The following is a 19,564-nucleotide window of genomic DNA, read 5'->3' as shown; positions in this document are numbered from 1 at the left end:
GTGTTCATACGACGGCTTCCTGGCGGACCAGTTCGGTCACCATGCGCACCGCCTCGGGCACGGCGGCGGCGACCTGCGGGCTGAGCCCGATGCCCTCGTCGAGGCAGGCCGGTTCGCAGCCGACGACGAGGATCCGCCGCGGCGGTGCCGCGCCGGTTCCCGCGCACAGGGTGTCGAGCAGGGCGAGGACGGCGTCGGGGGTCATCCGGTGGCCGTCGAGCGGCGCGGGCTCCGTGCCGCGGGCACGGTCGTCGGCCGCCGAGGCGTCGATCAGATAGAGCGTCCCCGGTTCCCCGCCGCGGGCGGTGACGTCGACGAGGACGAGGGTGTTCCAGCCGTCGAGGAGTTCGTAGGCGAGGTGGACGCCCCGGACCCCGACGTCGGCCAGCTCGACGGAGGCGGGGAGTTCCTCGCGGGTGAGCCGCCGCAGGGTCTCCACGCCGAAGCCGTCGTCGCCGAGGAAGACGTTGCCCACCCCGGCCACGAGGGTGCGGGGTGCCCGGGCCTCGGGCGCAGGGCCGTTCACGCGTCCTCCAGTACTTCGACCTCGTCGGGCTGGAAGTAGAGGAACCGGCCCTGTTCGCGGCGGATGTCGGCGCCCGGGTCGTCCTCCACGGTCACCGCGATGTGAACCCCGCCGTCGACGTCGTGGAGGACCGCCTCGACCAGCGCGCTGCGCCCGTCGAGGAACAGGTCCTGGGCGTCCGTGCGGCGCAGCCGGGGGCGCAGGACGACCCTGCTGCCCGCGCGGACCGCGCGCCCGTCGACGAGGACGTGGTCGCTGCCCGGATCGACACCGGTGTCGCCGCCCGGGTCCCACCAGGGCGTCTCCGGTTCGAGGACGTTTCCGGCCGGCTTCGGGGGCCCGGTGACGCTCTGGAGGCTCCGCACAGCTCCGTGCAGACGCTCGAGCACTTCGGGAGGCATGGTGTCCGCCAGCTCGATCACCGCCGCGGCGCGGGCGTCGGTTCCCCTGGCCTCGCGCTTCTCCTCGTCGGTGAGGGCCGCCGTGCGCAGGGCGAGGATCTCGTCGATCTCGGTCGCGTCGTAGAGGGCACCGGGGCTCTCGGGCGCGATGGCCGGGTGGTCCTCCAGGATGATCGGCGAGGAGAGCATCAGGTCGTCGTGGCCGGGTTCGCCGGCCAGGACGGGCCAGGTGTGCAGGTTGCGGCAGGCGGCGACGGCGCCCCTGGCCCATTCCGGCGGGTCGGTCATCGACAGGAACGACCCGCCGTCGATACGGAGCAGCGTGTGCGTGGCGACGAGGGAGTACGGCAGTGCCGCGTGGCGGTCGGTGTCCCGCTCGGCGGTCCAGTCGCTGGTGTTCTCCACCGTGACCGAGAGGCGCTCGACGCGGTACGGGCCGTCGATCTCGGCCGCCGAGATCCGCAGGGCGCCGCTGATCTCCTCGCGGCGGCGTACGAGTCGGCCGAGGACGCGTCCGTCCGCGTCGGTGACCTCCTCCGTCTCCTCGGCTGCGGGGCGGGTGAAGGACAGGACGGTGCCGTCGCCCCGCAGTTCGGCGACGGGGGCGACGAGGGTGACGCGCTCCTCGACACCCTCGTCCCAGGCCACCAGGACCCGGTCGGCCAGCCGTAGTTCGCCGGTCGGGGCGAAGGTCCCGTCCCCGCGCAGTTCCTCGACGGTACGTCGCTGGGCGCGCAGGAAACGGACCTCCACGGCGAGTTCGGCTCCGGTCCTGGGCTCCACGAGGCACTCGGTGAGCTGGAAGTCGTGCTCCTCGGCGGCGGCGCTCCAGGACGGCGGCACGAGGACCCCGAACTGCCAGCGGAGCCGGTTCTTCGCGGCGGACGCGCGGTACGGGTAGAGGACGTACCCCTCGAAGAGGACGGCGTCTGCGACGTGCCGGGCGACGGCGAACCGCGCCTCGGTGCCGGGGGTGAAGGCGACGGTGGTCATCGTGTCCTCTCCCCCGCCGCTTCGAGCAGGGACTCGACGGTGGCCTCCCACGAGGGGAGGGCCCGGCGCGAGCGGTAGGCGAGCAGGGCGTCCATCGCGTCGCCCGGGAGCCGGATCCATCCGCAGCCGGGGAAGTGCTGGTCGATCATCTCGCGCCACACCTTCACGGGCATGCGGTGGGAGACCTCCTTGTCCCAGGGCACGGGCTCGACGTGGAAGCCGCCGGCGCCGGTGAAGGCGGTGCCGGAGAAGAGCAGGAGCAGCGGGACGTCGCCGTCGGAGAGCGCCCGGAAGTAGCGGGACGCGGCGATGTCGGTGTCGTAGGTGCACGGCACGACGAGATCGGTCTCGATCTCGTCGGTGAAGCCGGGCACCATCACCGAGGCCTGGGCGAACTGGACCGGGTTGAGGCTGCTGCCCCACCGGGAGCGTTCGCCGAAGAGATCGCCCAGGGCCGCGGCCTCGTGGTCGTCGTAGCCGCGCCGGGCGGGTTCGATGCGGATCTGGCAGCGCAGGGCCATGGCGTGGACCCGGGTGCCGCCGGTGGCGGTGATCCGCAGCCGGAACACGAGCGTGGGTCCGGCCGCGTAGGCGTCGGCGCGGACGTCGGTGCAACTGAAGGAGAACTCGGTCACGGTCGGCTCTCCTGCGGCTCGCGGGCCAGGCCGCGGACGTGGGTGAAGAGGTCGTCGAGGTCCGCCCGCGCCTCCGCGCCTCCGTCGAAGCCCTGCCAGTGCAGTCGCATGCGGCCCACCAGTTCGTAGCAGAGGTCGATCGGCACGAGGAAGCACTCGGTGCGGCCCTCGTGGCGGCGCAGCAGCAGGGCCTCGACGTCGGGTTCGAGGTGGGCGGCGAGCCGGGTGGCGTCGAGGACCGACCGCCAGGCCTCTTCGTCCGGTTCGCTCTCCGTGGCGCCGGCGGGGCTCGGGTAGAGCACCACCGGCCGGTCGAGGGCGGAGTTGCGGAAGAAGAACGCGACCGAGACCGGGATCCGCAGCGACTCCCAGGCCCGGTCGTCGATCCGGTGCCCCGGGTCGCTCAGGAAGCGGCCGGGGACCGCCCGGAACCGCCCCGGGGAGGCGGCGGAGCGGTCCATGAGCTGCGCGCACGGGACGCAGGCGCAGACCAGGGCCCGCTTGTCCGTGTCGACGAGATGCGGGTGACGCTCCTCGGCCGCCAGCATGGCACCGCACAGTTCGCAGCGCTCCTCGCGGGGCGGTCGGGGAGTGGTGAACCGGCGCAGGCCGGTGGGCCCCGGGGGGCGCACGGCGCTGTTCGGCGGCCCGTTCACAGGGCGGCCGATGAGCGGCCGCCCGCGGGCGACGGACGGGTGCCGATCTGGAGCAGCGCCGGTTCGCGCGGGGCACCGCTCTCCAGTTCCACACCGGTCACCTCGGGGGCGAAGCAGGCGAGGGCGTCCACGGCCGCCTGCCGGACGGACTCCTGGGTGCCGGAGCAGCCGCAGCCGGCCGAGGCGGTGACCCGCAGTCGCAGCACGCCCGTCGCCGGGTCGAATCCGGCGTTCTCCACGGGCTGCGGCAGGGCGGACAGGGCTCGGTCGATACGGGTCGGCGTGTCCTCGGGGTGCAGTCCGTGCAGGTTGAGGAGGCTCGCGACGAGTTCGTCCGCGAGCAGCGGGCCCAGCGGGTCGGCTGGCGGGCGGGCGGCGGGGCGCCCGAGGAGCTCGACGAGGCGGGCGATGCCGCTGCCGTAGAACTCCATGAGGACGCGTACGACTTCCTCCGCGGCCGCGCAGGCCTCCGCGTCGCCGTTCTCGGCCAGCCGGTCCAGGACCTCCTCGACCCGCCGGCCCGCCTGTTCGGCGGTGGTCGCGCTCATCCGGCCAGACCGCTCAGGCCGGTGGGCACGTGCATCTGCTTCACGGTCCTGCCGCTGCCCGTGTACATGTGGACGCCGCACGGCAGGCAGGGGTCGAAGCTGCGCACGGCGCGCATGATGTCGATGCCCTTGAAGTTCTCGGGCGTGTTCTCCTCGAAGATCGGGGTGTTCTGCACCGCGTCCTCGTACGGACCGGGGGTTCCGAACGTGTCCCGCGTGGAGGCGTTCCACGGCGTCGGCGGATAGGGGTGGTAGTTGGCGATCTTGCCGTCCCTGATGACCATGTGGTGCGAGAGGACACCCCGTACGGCCTCGGTGAAGCCGACACCGATGGACTCGTCCGGCACTTCGAACTTCTCCCACGTCTGCGTGCGTCCGGCGCGGACCTCCTCCAGGCCCTTCTCGGCGCAGTGCAGGGCGACGGCGGCCGCGTACGCCTGGAAGTAGGTCCGGGCGCGGTTGCGCTCCAGCGCGTTGCTCCACTTCGGGATCTTCCACTCGAAGGTGGTCTCCGGCTTGGTCATCGTCCGGGGGAGGTTGATGACGACGCTGTGCCCGGTGGCCTTGATGTAGCCGATGTCGACGAGGCCGGAGAGCGCGGTGGACCACAGGCGCGCGATGGGGCCGCCGCCGGTGTCCAGTGCCAGGTGGTCCTTGCCGTCGAACCAGCGCGGGGACATGACCCAGCTGTACTTGTCGTCGAAGTTCCGCTTCTGCGGGGCCGGGATCGTGTGCTGGTTCCACGGGTGGCGCGGGTCGACCGGGTTGCCCAGCGGATCGTGGGTGACGAACTGCTCCTGGCCCTGCCAGTCCTCGTAGTACGAGCTGCCGAGCAGGATGCGGATGCCGAGGTTGATCTCGGTGAGGTCGTTGGTCACCAGCTTGCCGTCGACGACGACACCGGGGGTGACGAACATCCGCCGGCCCCAGTCGGTCATGTTGGCGTAGGTGAAGTCGCAGTGCTCGGGGTCGTTGAGCGCGCCCCAGCAGCCGAGCAGCACGCGGCGGCGACCGACCTCCTCGTAGCCGGGCAACGCCTCGTAGAAGAAGTCGAAGAGGTCGTCGTGGAGCGGGACGACCCGCTTCATGAACTCCACGTAGCGCATGAGGCGGCTCATGTAGTCGGTGAACAGCTGCACGGACGCGACCGTGCCGACACCGCCGGGGTAGAGGGTGGAGGGGTGGACGTGCCGCCCCTCCATGAGACAGAACATCTCCCGGGTGTAGCGGCTGACCTGGAGCGCCTCGCGGTAGAACTCGCCTTCGAGGGGGTTGAGGGAGCGCATGATGTCCGCGATCGTGCGGTAGCCGTGCTCGGCGGCGTGCGGCGCCTCGGTGCGCTCGGCCAGTTCCAGGACGCCGGGGTTGGTCTCGCGGACCATCTTCTCGCAGTAGTCGACCCCGACCAGGTTCTCCTGGAAGATGTTGTGGTCGAACATGTACTCCGCGGACTCGCCGAGGTTGATGATCCACTCACCGAGGTGCGGGGGCTTCACGCCGTACGCCATGTTCTGCGCGTACACGGAGCAGGTCGCGTGGTTGTCACCGCAGATGCCGCAGATGCGGCTGGTGATGAAGTGCGCGTCGCGGGGGTCCTTGCCCCGCATGAAGACGCTGTAGCCGCGGAAGACGGAGGAGGTGCTGTAGCACTCCGCGACGCGCTTCTGCTTGAAGTCGATCTTCGTGTGGATGCCGAGGCTGCCCACGATCCGTGTGATGGGGTCCCAGGCCATCTCCACAAGGCCGGAGCCGTCACCCGTCGTCTTCGCCGGAGATGCCATGGTTGTTGCGGTGCCCTTCGTCAACTCTTCGACTACGCGAACAGTGGGATGGATGGGGGGGGGTCCTGCGGGGGTGGTGCGAGGACGTCACGGTCACCAGGGCGGCCGGTAGCCGGTGGTGATGCGCTCGCCGGTGTGCCGCCACTTCGGTTCCTTGTCCACGGTCTTGGCCGTGATGTCCCGCAGGCGGCGGATGACGGAGCCGTACACGCCGCTGGCGGTGCTGGAGACCTTGCCGCCGGGAGGTTCGTCCATGAACGGCATGAACTTGTCCGGGAATCCGGGCATCGTGCACGCGATGCAGATGCCGCCGACGTTCGGGCAGCCGCCGACACCGTTGATCCAGCCGCGCTTGGGGACGTTGCACTTGACGACGGGACCCCAGCAACCGAGCTTGACCAGGCACTTGGGCGAGTCGTACGTCGAGGCGAACTGGCCCTGCTCGTAGTAGCCGGCCCGGTCGCAGCCCTCGTGCACGGTGGCCCCGAACAGCCAGGTCGGACGGAGCTTGTCGTCCAGCGGGATCATGGGCGCGGAACCGGCCGCCTGATAGAGCAGGTAGGTCAGCGTCTCCGCGAAGTTGTCCGGCTGGATGGGGCAGCCGGGCACGCACACGATGGGGATGCCGGCATGCGACTTCCAGTCCCAGCCGAGGTAGTCCGGGAGGCCCATCGCGCCGGTCGGGTTCCCCGCCATGGCGTGGATGCCGCCGTACGTGGCACAGGTGCCGATCGCGACCACCGCGAGGGCCTTGGGTGCCAGGCGGTCGATCCACTCGCTGGTGGTGATGGGCTGGCCGGTCTCCGGGTCGTCGCCGAAGCCGCTCCAGTAGCCCTCCTGCTTGATGGCCTCGTTCGGGATCGATCCCTCGACGACCAGCACGAACGGGTCGATCTCGCCCCGCTCCCCCTTGAAGAACCACTCGATGAACGTGTCGGCGCCGCCCACCGGACCGCACTCGAAGTCGATCAGCGGCCAGTGGACCGCGATCCGGGGCAGCCCCGGCAGCCCCGCGAGGGCGATCTCCTCGATGCTGGGCTGCATGGCGGCGGTCAGGGCCACCGAGTCGCCGTCGCAGCTCAGACCCGCGTTGATCCAGAGGATGTGGATCGGCTTCTCTTCGCTGCCGGGTGCGGCACCCTGGTCCTCGACCGGGGCCGGCTTCACTGCGCTCATGGGTCGCCTCCTGAGGAGGGATGGGGCGAAGGCCTCGTGTCGGGCCTAGGTCTTGCTTAACAGTCGGTCGATCCACTCGCGCCCGCACCTGGGCCGTTCGGGATCGGCGCTCGGGGAGCCTCCTTCCGGACGAAGGCCCGGCGCCGTGCGTGGTAGCTCGCGGTGGGATCGTCGAAGATCGCCCGCATCCGGGAGAGCTCCTGCTCACGGTGGGCCGCAAGGGGAGCGACGGACTCCCGGCGCTCGTGCTCCGCCTTCTTCGCCGCGATCCGCGACTGGAGACCGCCACGGGACGCCAGACGGAGGGCCAATCGGGTGACCTCGGCGGCGAACTCCCCCGGTCCGCAGTCGACGACCCGGTCGACCAGCCCCATGTCGAGCGATGCCGCCGCGGACACCGGCCGGGCGTCTTCGGTGAGGTGCGCCGCCAGAGCCTCGCCCACCTTTCCGGGCAGGGTGCGGGTCCAGTACTCCGAGCCGTACAGGCCCATGCGCCGGTAGTGCGGATTGAGCACCGCCCCCGAACGGCACCAGACCTCGTCGGCGGCGAGGGCGAGCATCACCCCGCCGGCGGCGGCGTTGCCGCCGATCGCGCTCACCACGAGCCGCTCGGTCGTGGTGAGGACCGCCTCGACCAGGTCGTTCATCGCGTTGATGTTGGCCCAGGACTCGGCGGCGGGGTCGGCGGCGGCCTCGATGACGTTCAGATGGATGCCGTTGGAGAAGAAGTCGCGCTGTCCGCCGAGCACCAGGACGGAGGTGGGACGCCCGCGTGCGGTCTCGTACGCGTCCAGCAGGCGGCGGCACTGGTCTGTGCTCATCGCCCCGCCGGGGAACGAGAAGGACAGAACGCCGACCGGCCCCTGCTCGCGGTACCGGATGTCGGACCAGGTCCGCCGACCCGGCACCGGGTCGGCGGGTGCGGGCAGTTCGGGGAGTTCCGGCAACCGGCCGGCGAGGGCGAGGGTGGCGGGGAGCTTGCAGGCGCGCGGCCTGCCGGGGCCGGTGCGGGCGCGGAGCTCGGGGATCCACACCGCGCCGTCCACGGTGGCGCGGCAGACAGCGCCCGCCCGGGTGGCGAGCAGTGCACCGGGCCGCCCGCGCAGACCGTCCTCCGCGTGGCCGCCGTGCAGGAACCACTCGGCGCCCAGCAGCCGGTCCGGTACGCCGGGCTGCGAGTCGGCGGCCCGCAGGGTGCGCAGAACGGTCACGGTGGCGTCCTCGTCCCACGAGATCCGACGCTCCTCCTGGCGGAGGGCGGGACGGGCGCGGATCTCGCCGGTCTGCGGACGCGGTGTCGCGCCGGCGGCGACCTTCTCGATGGCGAGGAGCACGGCGGTCACGGCGGCGTCGGACAGCTCGTTGCGGTACAGATCGCTCTTGCCGACCTCCGGAACGCGGAAGGTCGCGGACGCCCAGACGTCCCCCGCGTCCATCTCCTCGTCGGCCTGGAGGACCGTGACGCCCCACTCCGCGACCCCGTCGTGGATCGCGTGGTCCAGCGAGGACGGACCGCGGTCGCCCACGGGCCCCGGGTGCACGATCAGGCAACGGTGTGCCGTCCACACGTCGCGGGGCACGACGGCCTTCAACATGGGGGCCACGACCAGATCGGGCGTGTGGCGCGCCACTGCCTCGCGCACGGCGGCACCGTCGGGGGTGACCTCCACGGGAACGGTGTGCCCGCGGTCGCGCAGCTCCACCAGGACGCGCTGGGTGAGGCTGTTGAAGCTGCTGGCGACGAGCAGGATGCGCATGGGCGGCCTTTCCGGGTCGTGGTGGACGGTGCGGCCCTGGGAACCGCGGTCCACCAACCGCCTGTGATCATCGGGCAGCACGAGGCGGGCAGCGGGGTGGCGGAGCCCGCACCTCACCCGTTCGAGGCGTGCGTCCGACCGATTGGCGGCCTGGTCGCCGCGGTGTGCCGCCCAGGAGACGCGCCATGTGTCCCGTGGGAAAATCAGAGTCCTACGGGTACGCGGACGCATGCCCCTCATACGGACAGGCAGGTCGGCTCATGGCAGAGAAGCCGAAGTCCTCCAGGTCCTCGCGCGGCGAGCCGAGCCGCGACGGCATGGCCGGACAGCACGGCTGGTCCCCCGATGTGAACGAGACGCGACAGCAGGAGAATCCGAGCGCTTCGCGTTCCTTCCACCCCGAGAAGCACGCGCCCCCGCGTGGCAAGGGACGGAAGGCCGCCAAGGAGGAAGAACGCGAGGTCCCCGGCGACACCGTTCACAGCGACACGACCCGGGGCGAGAAGCGAGGCCGCTCGTCGGAGAAGGGCATGCGCGACACCGGTCGAAGGGGCCGCTCACAGCGCCCCAGCGGAACGAAGGACGACTCGGCGTTCACGGGCGTGAACCCGGACGACGACTCCGGCCCCCGACCGGGCTGACGCGGCACCGAGAACGAAGGGCCCCTACGCCATACGAGCGGCCCTCATCGCCACTCCGGCCATTCCTGTCCCGACGAGGGAGATCCGGCCGCGGTGCACAGGACCGGTGCTGTACTCGGTCGCCAGGGACCGGATGCCGAGCACGGCCTCCGGTGCGGGCACCGTGGCCGGGCGCGTACGCTGCGCCCCTTTCGACGGGGAACAGGACCTGAATGCCCTGCCCAGCGCGGCGTGCGCACTCTGCCGGGTCGGCCCTGAGAGCGAGCGAAGACGACACGCCGGCGCGGCGAAGGCCGGGCAGCGCGCTTGCAGGGCCTCGGTGAGGCCGGGAGCGATTGCGGCCAGGACCTCGACGGCTTCGCGGACGTACCGGTACACGACCGCGAGCCCGATTCGGAATCCGGCGGCGAGGCGGGCGCAGGTGTCGCCGCATCACGGAGGGGCAAGGACGAGCAGCGCTGTCGGCCCGGCGTCACGCGCCGTCGGGGGCAGCTGGTCTCCTGACGGTGTGCGCCCAGCCGGCGCGAGTCGTACGAAAGGCCGGTTGAGAGAATATGTAGATCGGTCTACTGTATCCGCATGGGAGTGAAGGGCGCCGAGACGCGGGACCGGATGCTGGACGCGACGCAGGAGTTGATCGAGACCGGGGGGTACTTCGGCGCCGGACTCAACCAGGTGATCGCGGCCAGCGGCACGCCTCGCGGCTCGCTGTACTTCCACTTCCCCGACGGCAAGGACCAGTTGGTCGGCGAGTCCGTCCGGCGGGCCGGACGGACGATCGGCGATGCGCTGGAGGGTCTGGCCGACTCCAGTGCGTCGGTGGCGGAGTTCGTCGACGCGGTGCTGCGGAGCCTGGGCGACCGGCTGGAGGAGTCGGGGTGGCGCAAGGGGTGTCCGGTGGCCACCGTCGCGTTGGAGACGGCCTCCACCAACGACCCGCTGCAGGAAGCCTGTTCCGAGGTCTACACCTCGTGGGAGGCGGCCCTGCGCGCACGACTGGCGGGCCGCCCGGACAGCGACGACCTCGCGGTCACGATCCTGGCCCTCGTGGAGGGAGCGCTCCTGCTGGCCCGGACGCACCGCAGCAGGGAACCCCTGACCAGGGTCGCCCGCCAGATCGGCGCCCTGCTGCGCTGACACGGCCCGCCGTCACCGGCGGGCCTTTTATTGCCCCAAAAATATGTAGACCGATCTACTAAGGAATTCCATGGACGCGATCGTCTTCGGTGCGACCGGCTTCATCGGCCGCGCCCTCGTCGCCGAACTGCTCACTCGGGGTCAGCGGGTGGCAGCGGCAGTACGCAACGACACCCTCACCCCCTGGCTGACCTCCCAGGACGTCGACATCCGCGGGCTCGACATCGTCACCGCCGACATCACACGACCACTGACGGAGCTGCCCGAGGCCCGCGACGTCTACAACGCCGCCGGTCGCTTCGCCTTCGGACTCGGCAAGCAGGAGGCGCGAGCCACCAACCTCACCGGGGCGCTCAACGTACTCGAATGGGCTGCCACGCTGCCCGGGCTGCGACGACTGGTACACATCAGCGGGTACCGGGTGAGCGCGACCGGCTCCCACCCCGACTACACCGGGCTGGGAGCCTACGAGGCGTCGAAGCTCGAAGGTGATCTCGCGGTACGGGCCCGGGCGGACGCGCTGTCGGTCCCGCTGACCATCGCCAATCCCAGCACCGTGATCGGGCCGGGCCAGCACATCGGCCTGGCAGCCCTCGTCGAGGACCTGTGGAACGGGCGGCTCCCCGCGCTGCCCGGAGGCCCCGACACCTTCCTGCCCGTCGTCACGATCGACTACTTCGTGCGGTTTCTGGCGGAGATCCCGACATCGCCCGCCGGCGAGCACTACTGGGTGCTCGACGACACCACCCCGCTCCTGCCCGAACTGATCGGCACGCTCGCCGACCACATGGGCGTGCGGGCACCTCGCCGGACCGTTCCCGTCGGCCTGCTGCGGCGTCTGCCGCGCAGGCTGACCGGCGCCGATCCCGAGACGCTGTCGTTCCTGTCGGCCGACCGCTACCCCACGGCCTCCGCCCGCGCCTTCGCCGCGAGCGCCGGCCTGGAGATGCCTCCAGCATCCGATGCCCTGCGCGCGTGGGCCGACGACCTGGTGGCCGCCCGCTTCGGTGCCGCATCGCCCGGGCTGAGCCCGTACGGCTTCCACACCGTGTCCGGCAGACCGACCTGGGTGACCGGAGAGCGGCAGAGCCCCACGCACGTCCTGCTGCACGGACTACCGATGAACGCCGACCTCTGGGCCCCGCTCGCCGCCCATCTCCCCGGCCCGATCCTGGCCCCCGACCTGCCGGGCCTGGGGCGCTCGGCCGCCACGACCCAGCCGGTCGACGCGTGGCTGGCCGACCTGATGCGGCCGGTCCGGACCCGCCCCGCACTGGTCGCACACTCCCTGGCCTGCGGACCCGCGCTCCGCTTCGCCGCCGATCACCCGGACCGCATCAGCAGCCTCGTCCTCGTTTCCCCGGCATTCCTGCAAGCGCCCGCACCGCGGCTGGAACGCTCGGTCCTGGCCGCGCCGATGCTGCGCCGCGTGACCGCCGCCCGGCTGGCTCGGGCGCTCGGCGTCCCCGAAGGGCCGGAAGTGCACAGCGCCGCAGTGGACCTCCGTCGCCCCGGGGTCGCGCGCCGGGCGGCCAGGGCCCTGCGCACGACCGTGGCCGATCGCCGACAGGCACGGGAACTGCTGGACCGGGTCAGCGTCCCGGTCCGGCTCATCGTGGGCTCGGCCGACCCGCTGGTCGAGGCCGTCGACTTCCCGGTGGCCGAGATCACCGGGGCCGGGCACTATCCCCAGCTGACTCATCCGTCACAGGTCGCCCACCACCTCGGCGCTGCTTCCGCTCCGACGGGCGGATGACTCCGGTGCGGGGCCGCAATCCCAACATGCCGAACCGAGGGCTCTGATCCCCGGGCCAGGAGCGCGGTTCGCTTCCCGGCACCCGCTACGGGCAGAAGCGGGAACCCGTAACGGGGTGGTGCCGGGAAGGTACGGGGCGACGAGTGGAACGAAATGCTTCGCCCCTACGACCGGGGCCGTCGGCCGGGCTTGCCGATCGTTTCGGAACGAGGTTCGGAATCGTCTCGGGCCGATGACGCCGCAGGCGAGTGGAAGCAGGCCGAGGTGCAGGTCGGCGCGTACCTCGAAGACGAGGCGGACATGTCGCCGGAGCGGGAGTCGCAGGCGGCGCGAGACGACCTCGGCGCCGCCGGTAGCCGGTTCGGGACCTGCGACGCCTCCGGCCGGCATACCGTCAGGATCAGTCGGTCTGGTTCGCGACCGCCCCGACTGACGCGATCCCACACGGTTCGCCCGCTCCCGAACGCCGCCCAGGAGGCGGGGCTGTCCGCGCCGTGGGGTGTGCCCGGTGTACGGCGCCGGGGTGATCGCCGTTCGCCAGGGGCACGTCACGGAACCGCCACAGCGGCGTGCGGCGGGAACCCGCTCGAGTCAGGGGGCCGTGTACCTGCACGCGAGTACCGGTGCAGGACCGGTCGTGAACCTCGGGGAGTACCCAATGCAGCACACAGCAGACATCGGCCGAACCGCTGCGGCTCTGGCGACGGCCCTGGCGGCCGCGGCTCTGATGACGGGCTGTACGCCGACCGGCGACGGCGGCGGGGCCGTCGCCCCGTCGACGTCGCCCGCGGTCTCTCGGCCGGCCGATCCCACGCCCACCGGCGGCGACAAGGGCGGAACGACCAGCGGCAGTGGGAGCGGAGGTTCCACGGACGGCGCGTCGTCCTCGGGCGGGGGATCCACAGGCGGCGCGTCGTCCTCGGGCGGGGGATCCACAGGCGGCGCGTCGTCCTCGGGCGGCTCCTCCTCCGGCGGCGCCGGCGGCGTGACGAAGAAGCCCTGCACGATCGACGACATCAAGGTCTCCGAGGCGCACCAGGCCGACGTCCGCCCGCCGGGCACGGGAACCGGGGCCGCCGCCCTCTCCGTCACCAACACCTCCTTGTCCTCCTGCAAGGTGTACGGGTACCCGACGGTCGCGGCGGCGGGCAACGGCTCGCCGGAGAAGAACAAGCCGCTGGCCACCACTCACACCGGCCCCGCCGCGGCCGACGTGCTGCTGACCCCGGGCGCCCGCGCGTGGACGAAACTCACGTTCGTCCAGGTCCAGGGCGAGGCGGACGGCTCCTGCGAGTCCGGCGCGACCCCGGCCACCTACCCGACGCTGGTCATCGGCGTACTCGGCGCCGGGAATCACCAGATCGCCATGGACGACGGCGTATTCGCCTTCTGCGACGACCGGGTGGCCGTCACCGCCTGGTCCTCCGTCAAGCCGTCCTAGGGCACAGGACAGGCCCTGGTACCGCAATCAGGGACCGCATTCGTCAGTCGCAGCCGGGAGGAGGCCCGCAGGGCGGTCCTCCCGTCCGTGCCGGCCGGTGCGCCGGTGGACGGCCAGGGCCTGACGGGCGGTCCCGGCGGCCGTGGTGGTGGCGCCGGTCATGTGCTCGAGTTCCCGGCATCGTGAGTGCCTGTCCATGCAGCACCTCTTGGCCGGTGCCGACGGTGATCTCCACCGCCCGCCGTACATGCGGGAAGCCGTCGGCCGGCCCGACGTCGCGGACAGCCAGCCGGGCCGGCGCGAGCTCGGCTCCGGCTTCGGCTTCGGCTTCGGCTTCGGCTTCGGCTTCGACTCGGGACCACCCATCCTGACGAACACGTCACGCGCGCAGACGATCATGTCGTGGGCTTCGTTCGTCGCACCGCGCTCGCCAAGCGCCCGACCGGGCATCATGCGCTGGTAGGCCTCGTAGCGCGTGTCCCCGAGTTCGACGCGCAGCCGGACGCCCCGCCGGCCGAGTCGCTCCGCCTCGTCGAACCCTGCGGCCTCGAGGTAGATCTCGGCAGCCATGTTCAGGGTCTTCCCGGGAGAGCCCGTACGCGCCCGGGATCGAGCACTCACTCGCCACGCCCGATACGGCGAAGCTGCTCGCTCTGCCGTTCCTCCAGCCCGAGCAGGTCGGCTCCTCCGTCCACGCCTACGCGCTCGCCGAGCGGGCCGACTCCTTGCGCGTCCAGACGGCCGCCGCCGTACGGGGCAAGCGCAAGGCCCGTGTCAACGCGGTGGACCCCGGCGTGATCATCACTCACTGGCCCTGGACGAGTTGTCCGGTCCACGCCGCGAGCGGTCACACGACCCGTGCGCTGGTACGTGATGCCGCGAAGGCCGAGCGACAGCTTCCGGCCGAGGCCCGGGTCACGGTCGCCGACGTCACCCGGCCGGACACCCTGGCCCAGGCCGTGGCAGACGTCGACGCCGTCCTACTGACCCTGGGATCCGACGGCACCGGCCACTCCTCGCCCGAGAACGCCGACTACGCGGAGTCCGCAACATCCTGGCCGCCCTGGAGGGGTGGAAGCCCCGCATCGTGCTGATGACCGCCATCGGGGTCACCGCCCGCGGCAGCGCGTACAACCACCTCCTCGACTGGAAGCACCGCCGCCGACGGTGTCACCGCCCGGGAGCAGATCGCCCAGGTGCTGGTGCAGGCCCTCACCGCTCCCGGGGCGGTGGGCCGGACCTTCGAACTGGTCGCTGAAAGCGGCCCCGCGCCGAGCGACATGGGCCGCTGTTCGCCGCACTGGACCAGGCCCCGTCATGGATGGCCTCGCAGACCGGACACATCGACAGGGGATGTCGCAGCAGTCGTCGGTGGACGCGGCCGGCCGGGGCAGACGTACGGCTCGACCTCGGGAGCCGGGCGCGGCAGACGCTGCTTCGGGGGCAGGGCCTCCAGGTAGGCGACGTGGGCCGGAAGCTCCCGTGTCGGGCAGCCCTGCGGGCAGGGACCCATTCCCGGGTGGTACGCAGGGCTTCCTCGCCCGCCCGTGTCCTGGTCCGATGGCGAGAGGCGGCGTCGACGTGCCGGTGTCGTGCGGCGGTGGTACGGCGACCGCGAGGCGCAGGGCGAGCCTGGTCCTGCCGAGGGTCGGTCCGAGGTAGCCGGGTGCCCGCCGGCCGCCGACGACCAGGAGGTCGGCGTGGCAGGACGCCTCGACGAGCGTGCCGGGCACGCTGTGGCTCTTCTCGCCCTCGGTGAACAGCGTGAGTTCCGGGAACTCGTCCCGGAGGAGCTCGGCGACATCGGACAGGGCATGCACATGGGGGAAGGCGGCACCTTCCGCGGTCCCGTTCGGCCGTATGGCCCGGACCGCGTCGTACGGGGTGGTGCGCCACATGTGCAGGAGTCGCAGCAGGGCCTCGTGGGCGGCCGTGCGGGCCACGCCCGGGTCGTCGCCGTCCCGGAGCGCCGCGCGCACGGCGCCCGCCTCGACGAGGTCGGTGGCGGCTTCGCGTACGACGATCACCGGGGTGGTGGCCGCGGTCGTGACCTGGAGGCCGACCGAACCGAAGAGGAGGGAGGTGAACCCGCCGAGGCCCCGGTGGCCGACGACGATGGTGTCACTCGGCGCGGCGGCGTCGTGCAGGGTGTCCGGGGCGGGACGCCCGCTGAGTTCCGTGACGACAGGCAGCGCGGGGTGGTCCGCGGCCAGGGTGTCGGCGGTCCGCCGGGGCGGCCGTGGGCCCGGAGGGCCACTGGGGGCAAGGCGGATCCCTGTCGGTCCGTGACGGGGGGGGGACCGTTCTGTCTCCCCGGGGCAGCGTCGTACGCCGGACAGTGGTGGCATCGGGCCGGGCCGATGCCCTACCGCTCGGACAGGAGGCACGCTTCGAGAAGCGTCCGCAGATCGCTCTGCGGCACGGTCGAGGACACTTCGAGGTACTGACCTCCGTCTGAAGTCCGAAGGCCGCGGATCGGCCCGCCATCGCGGATCAGACCCGGGATCTCGGCGCGTTCGATCCTGTCGCTGCTCCACCGGGGATCGGACGGACTCCACCGCTCTCGATCCGGAGGGGGTTCCGTGAACCACATGGTGGGCCTCGTCGTTGTACTGGTCGAGCAACTTTCCGTGACCGTACAGACCGTACAAGGGGTTTCTGGTGATGAATCTCGCGGAGTCGACCGAGTCGATGGAACAGCTGACCGTGGTGTGGCGGGCCATGGTGCTCGACCGAGATCCGGAGGCGGATGTCCGTGATCTTCCGGGGATCGCCGTTCGCTGGGCCGACTGCCGGTTCGCGTTCTGGAACTGCCTGACGCTGACCGAACTCGGCACGGACGCGGAGCTGCTGGAGCGACGTCTGCACCAGGCCGCGGAGATCATGCGTTCCAAGGAGCGGCCCGGCTTCCTGTGGCTGTTCGAGGACCTCCTCGACAACGGGGCTCGGGACGCGCTGGAGGCTGCGGCCGAACGGGCGGGGCTCGAGCACGCCTTTCCCGGCACCGGCATGGCGGGGGACCTCCTCCCCGTTCCCGAGCCGTCCCACCCCGACCTGACCTTCGTTCGGGTGACCACCGACGAACAGCTGCGCGCCTTCGCGGACCTCAACTCGCTCGCCTACGGCTTTCCGTTGGAGGACGGCCGCGACGGGCTCGTCGGCTCAACGCTCTGGAAGGATGGGGTGCACGCCTATCTGGGGATGCGGGGCGATGTTCCGGTCACGTGCGCCGGGACGGTGGCGGCGGACGGCCGTCTGTTCGTTGTGCTCGTCGCCACCCACCCGGAGTGGGAGCGGAGGGGCTACGGCGAGGCGGTGACGCGGAAGGCGTTGTACGAGGGTGGGCGGGCCACAGGCCTCACCCGCGCCACCCTGCACGCGACGGCTGCCGGGGCCCCCGTGTACCCGCGTATCGGCTTCAAGCCGAACTCGCCCATGCGCTTCTTCGGCCTGAAGGGCTGATCACACCGGCCCTCGGTCGCTGCGTGCGGAGATCGCCGCTCTGGCCGACGCGGCCGGGCCGCACGACGTCGGCCCACGCGACCGCGGTCCGGTCACGTGGGCCGACGTCAAAGGCCTTTACGTGCTAGCCCCAGGTTCGGACCGAGGAGATCGAGTCGTTGTAGGGGTAGTTGAGGACGTTCCACGTGTAGTTGTTCTGGAAGACGCCCTGAATGCCCTGGAAGTTGTTGTCGTTCCACGTGTAGAGCGTCTTGGCGTTCTGGATGGAGATCGAGGAGATCCTGTCCTGGAGTGCCGCCGTCCCGGAGCTCGAGTTGATGTACTTCCCCATGTCGGGAACGTACGGGTCGTTGTCCGTCGTCCAGTAGTGGCACGTGTTGAGGTAGTTGTTGACGCAGAGCTGAGTCCCATTCGCAACGGCCGTCGCGGCCGAGGCGGGAGTCGCCAGCACGAAGGCGGCGAGGCTCACGGCGGAGGCCGCCACGCCGAGAGCAGACCGAGCATTCGACTTCTTGAGTATGCGCATGAACCTGTCCTTCGAGTTGATGGATTTCCTGATGCAACGTCAAGGCCGCTCCCTGAAAGGGAACTTCGCCTTCTTCGACGCTCGTCCGGTACACGTGTGTCACGCCCGGCCGGGTTCACCCATGCCTGGCCCCTTCGGGCCGCTTTCAGCCACCGGCCCAAGCGGGCTCGTTTCCGTTCTGTGCGGTCCGGTGAGCGCCCGCCAGGGCGGTACGCCACGCATCGGACAGCGCGATCATCTTGAGCTCGTCGATTCCCAGCGCGGGTTCGCTGCGGGTTCCGGTGAGCCGGTAGGCCTTCGCATTGAGTTCGTTGACGGCGACGCGCAGGCCGTCGGGGTGCCAGATGTCCACCGACCATAGGACCGTCCCGTCGCCTCCCTTTTCCGGGTGGCTCCTTGTGACCTTCACACGGACGCCGTCCGCTTGCGTGGTCGCCCCTCGGAAGACGCGCGTCAGCGCCTCGTCACCCGGTTCCCATTGCTGCACCGTGACCGCGACCAGGCACTTGCCTTGCCCGTCGTCCACCGTCAGATGCCCGTAGCCCGGCGCTCCGCCTCTGTCCGCCGTCTTCAGGTGTCCGGGCAGGTTCTGAGCGATGACGTCCGTGACCTTGGCCGCGGGGAGGGACTGGAAGGACGGCGTCGAGGTGGAGCCACGAGGAGGAGCGGGTACGGCGGCCAGGACGGGCTTCCATGCCGTCGATGCCGCGATGCCGGTGAGCTGTCGCACGCTCAGTGGTGGAGTCGGTCGGCTGGGAGAGGGGTTCCTGTCGTCCCGGGTGTTGGACGCCGAGACGGCGACCGTCCCTCCGTTCCGGTCGGTGCGTACTGCTGTCCGTCGTCGGCCGACGGACGGCCTGGTCTCGTCGACCGGGGACTCGTCGAGGATGAGCGTGGCACCGTCTTCGAGGTGCGTGAGAGTGCAGTGGCTGAAGGGGTGTTCGGAAAGATCCGGGCACTGGGACAGTTGCGGGGGCAGGGGTAACGGGAAACGTCCCACCGAGGCCGACACCTGGCCGATTCCATCGGCGTCCGTGTAGATGAGGGTCGCCGGAGCGAGCGGATCGTTCGCCCTGGCCTCGGCGTCGTGCACGGCTGCGTCCCCTTCCTGCGGTAGCAGGGTCCGGAGGACCTGGCTCACCGAGTGCGGACCCGGTTCGCTCGGGGACGAGGAGGAGCAGCCGGCCGCGAAGACCATGCAGGCCAGTGGGGCGATCACTGCCGTGTACGGGGAAGCGCGCCGTCTCGACGAGCCGGCGGCACCTCGGGCGGACGTCCTCACAGGACCTGCCTTTCAGCGTGTGTGACGACGAGCGGGGGCACTGTGTCGCCCTCGGCGCCGCCCATGGGTGTCGTCGCCGAGAGGGCGGGCGCGGTCGGGCCCGCCCGGCGGAACAGCGGGTACAGGCGCGCGTCCTCTCCCGGACCGCTGCCGTTCACCGTGCGTGCCGCGCCGATGCCTTCCAGGACCGCGCCGTTCAGTGGGGTGGGGGGTTCCCCCCGCAGCGGAACATCGGCGAGGTCCTGGAAGACGACGAGCCCGCCGGGACGCACCGGCCGGGAGAGACGGCGCAGCGCCATGACAAGGTCGGGGAGGTGTCCGAGGATCAGTCGGCCGATCACGGCGCCCACCGGTCCGCCGAGGTCGATGGTGACGTCGGGCAGGGTCACCGGCCGGAACGAGATCTCGGCGTCCCCGGCCTGGTCCCGCTTCCGGCCTGCGGCGCGGGCCCGCGCCACCTCCAGGGCACGGGGTGCCGCGTCGACTCCGGTGACCGATCCCGTGGACCCGACGATCCGCGCCGCCAGGAATGTCACGTCCCCGGCGCCGCAGCCGACGTCGAGGGCGCGCATGCCGGGACGCAGCCCGGCTGTCAGCAGGGGCTGCTCGGTGATCGGGTCGTACGGGCGGTCCTGGAGCAGGAGCCGGTCGGTCTCCGTGGACGAATGCCCCAGCAGGTATGCGGAGTCGGGGTCGGCGGCGTGTGTCATCGTTTCTCACCTCGCGAGGAGAGCACCGGGTCGAGGGTGTCGGACGGGATGAAGAACGTGTTCCGTCCCTTGGTGGGGAGACCGCATCGCCGCAGTGGCTCCGCTCGGCTTCGAGGTACGTCCCGCCCCTGGAGTT

The 19,564-nt window shown here is 71.3% G+C and carries 19 protein-coding genes; 7 read left to right on the top strand and 12 right to left on the bottom strand.

Annotation, left to right across the window (positions count from 1 at the left end; translation table 11 throughout):
* Window positions 1-4: 4 nt before the first annotated feature.
* The 8 genes from CCN56_RS18010 to CCN56_RS17975 form a co-directional block, all read right to left on the bottom strand.
* The gene (locus CCN56_RS18010) at window positions 5-526 is read right to left on the bottom strand and encodes a hydrogenase maturation protease (protein ID WP_086828071.1); all 522 of its coding nucleotides are present in this window, start codon (window positions 524-526) and stop codon (window positions 5-7) included.
* The gene (locus CCN56_RS18005) at window positions 523-1,920 is read right to left on the bottom strand and encodes a hypothetical protein (protein WP_086828069.1); all 1,398 of its coding nucleotides are present in this window, start codon (window positions 1,918-1,920) and stop codon (window positions 523-525) included. Before CCN56_RS18005 ends, CCN56_RS18010 begins: the two co-directional genes overlap by 4 nt.
* A complete protein-coding gene (locus tag CCN56_RS18000) occupies window positions 1,917-2,555 on the bottom strand; it encodes a DUF6084 family protein (protein WP_086828067.1) in 639 nt (212 codons plus the stop codon). The genes CCN56_RS18005 and CCN56_RS18000 overlap by 4 nt, the downstream gene beginning before the upstream one ends.
* On the bottom strand, window positions 2,552-3,211 hold the full coding sequence (locus CCN56_RS17995) for a DUF5947 family protein (protein ID WP_086828066.1): 660 nt from the start codon (window positions 3,209-3,211) through the stop codon (window positions 2,552-2,554). The genes CCN56_RS18000 and CCN56_RS17995 overlap by 4 nt, the downstream gene beginning before the upstream one ends.
* Window positions 3,208-3,759 (bottom strand): hypothetical protein, encoded by a 552-nt coding sequence (locus CCN56_RS17990; protein ID WP_086828064.1) that lies wholly within the window; start codon window positions 3,757-3,759, stop codon window positions 3,208-3,210. The genes CCN56_RS17995 and CCN56_RS17990 overlap by 4 nt, the downstream gene beginning before the upstream one ends.
* Complete coding sequence (locus CCN56_RS17985) at window positions 3,756-5,540, bottom strand: nickel-dependent hydrogenase large subunit (protein WP_086828063.1); 1,785 nt, start codon at window positions 5,538-5,540, stop codon at window positions 3,756-3,758. The genes CCN56_RS17990 and CCN56_RS17985 overlap by 4 nt, the downstream gene beginning before the upstream one ends.
* Window positions 5,541-5,633: 93 nt before the next feature.
* Window positions 5,634-6,716, bottom strand: a complete 1,083-nt coding sequence (locus CCN56_RS17980) for a hydrogenase expression protein HypE (protein ID WP_107484173.1) — start codon at window positions 6,714-6,716, stop codon at window positions 5,634-5,636.
* A gap of 56 nt (window positions 6,717-6,772) precedes the next feature.
* Window positions 6,773-8,473 (bottom strand): enoyl-CoA hydratase-related protein, encoded by a 1,701-nt coding sequence (locus CCN56_RS17975; RefSeq protein ID WP_086828061.1) that lies wholly within the window; start codon window positions 8,471-8,473, stop codon window positions 6,773-6,775.
* A 260-nt stretch (window positions 8,474-8,733) separates the two neighbouring features.
* Between CCN56_RS17975 and CCN56_RS17970 the strand changes: the two genes are divergently transcribed.
* The 6 genes from CCN56_RS17970 to CCN56_RS42645 all read left to right on the top strand — a co-directional run bounded on the left by CCN56_RS17970 (window position 8,734) and on the right by CCN56_RS42645 (window position 14,542).
* Window positions 8,734-9,114 carry a hypothetical protein gene (locus CCN56_RS17970; RefSeq protein WP_179199887.1) on the top strand — a complete coding sequence of 127 codons (381 nt, stop codon included), beginning with the start codon at window positions 8,734-8,736 and terminating at the stop codon, window positions 9,112-9,114.
* 579 nt (window positions 9,115-9,693) lie between these two features.
* Window positions 9,694-10,251 (top strand): TetR/AcrR family transcriptional regulator, encoded by a 558-nt coding sequence (locus CCN56_RS17960; protein ID WP_086828058.1) that lies wholly within the window; start codon window positions 9,694-9,696, stop codon window positions 10,249-10,251.
* A gap of 70 nt (window positions 10,252-10,321) precedes the next feature.
* Complete coding sequence (locus tag CCN56_RS17955) at window positions 10,322-12,007, top strand: alpha/beta fold hydrolase (RefSeq protein WP_086828056.1); 1,686 nt, start codon at window positions 10,322-10,324, stop codon at window positions 12,005-12,007.
* Window positions 12,008-12,992: 985 nt separating this feature from the next.
* Window positions 12,993-13,448 (top strand): DUF4232 domain-containing protein, encoded by a 456-nt coding sequence (locus CCN56_RS44620; protein ID WP_256962020.1) that lies wholly within the window; start codon window positions 12,993-12,995, stop codon window positions 13,446-13,448.
* Between the two features lie 208 nt (window positions 13,449-13,656).
* On the top strand, window positions 13,657-13,911 hold the full coding sequence (locus tag CCN56_RS42650) for a hypothetical protein (RefSeq protein ID WP_143664547.1): 255 nt from the start codon (window positions 13,657-13,659) through the stop codon (window positions 13,909-13,911).
* Between the two features lie 262 nt (window positions 13,912-14,173).
* Window positions 14,174-14,542 (top strand): NAD(P)H-binding protein, encoded by a 369-nt coding sequence (locus CCN56_RS42645; protein WP_179199886.1) that lies wholly within the window; start codon window positions 14,174-14,176, stop codon window positions 14,540-14,542.
* Window positions 14,543-14,557: 15 nt separating this feature from the next.
* Here CCN56_RS42645 and CCN56_RS45830 read toward each other — a convergent pair whose 3' ends face one another.
* Entirely contained in the window at window positions 14,558-15,796 is a 1,239-nt protein-coding gene (locus tag CCN56_RS45830) for a universal stress protein (RefSeq protein WP_179199885.1), read from the bottom strand.
* Between the two features lie 313 nt (window positions 15,797-16,109).
* Here CCN56_RS45830 and CCN56_RS17930 point away from each other — a divergent pair, with 313 nt between their 5' ends.
* On the top strand, window positions 16,110-16,910 hold the full coding sequence (locus tag CCN56_RS17930) for a GNAT family N-acetyltransferase (protein WP_086828047.1): 801 nt from the start codon (window positions 16,110-16,112) through the stop codon (window positions 16,908-16,910).
* A 124-nt stretch (window positions 16,911-17,034) separates the two neighbouring features.
* Here the strand turns inward: CCN56_RS17930 and CCN56_RS17925 are convergent, their stop codons facing one another.
* From CCN56_RS17925 to CCN56_RS17915, 3 genes are all read right to left on the bottom strand, one after another.
* On the bottom strand, window positions 17,035-17,436 hold the full coding sequence (locus CCN56_RS17925; RefSeq protein ID WP_143664545.1) for a hypothetical protein: 402 nt from the start codon (window positions 17,434-17,436) through the stop codon (window positions 17,035-17,037).
* A gap of 145 nt (window positions 17,437-17,581) precedes the next feature.
* Window positions 17,582-17,962 carry a hypothetical protein gene (locus tag CCN56_RS42635; protein ID WP_143664544.1) on the bottom strand — a complete coding sequence of 127 codons (381 nt, stop codon included), beginning with the start codon at window positions 17,960-17,962 and terminating at the stop codon, window positions 17,582-17,584.
* 752 nt (window positions 17,963-18,714) lie between these two features.
* Window positions 18,715-19,428 (bottom strand): class I SAM-dependent methyltransferase, encoded by a 714-nt coding sequence (locus CCN56_RS17915; protein WP_086828041.1) that lies wholly within the window; start codon window positions 19,426-19,428, stop codon window positions 18,715-18,717.
* Window positions 19,429-19,564: the final 136 nt, after the last annotated feature.

Source organism: Streptomyces sp. NRRL B-24572, assembly GCF_002156145.1.
Taxonomy (GTDB): Bacteria; Actinomycetota; Actinomycetes; order Streptomycetales; family Streptomycetaceae; genus Streptomyces; species Streptomyces vietnamensis.
The sequence above is the reverse complement of the archived record's forward strand: the minus strand, read 5'-3'. Positions and strand labels throughout refer to the sequence as shown.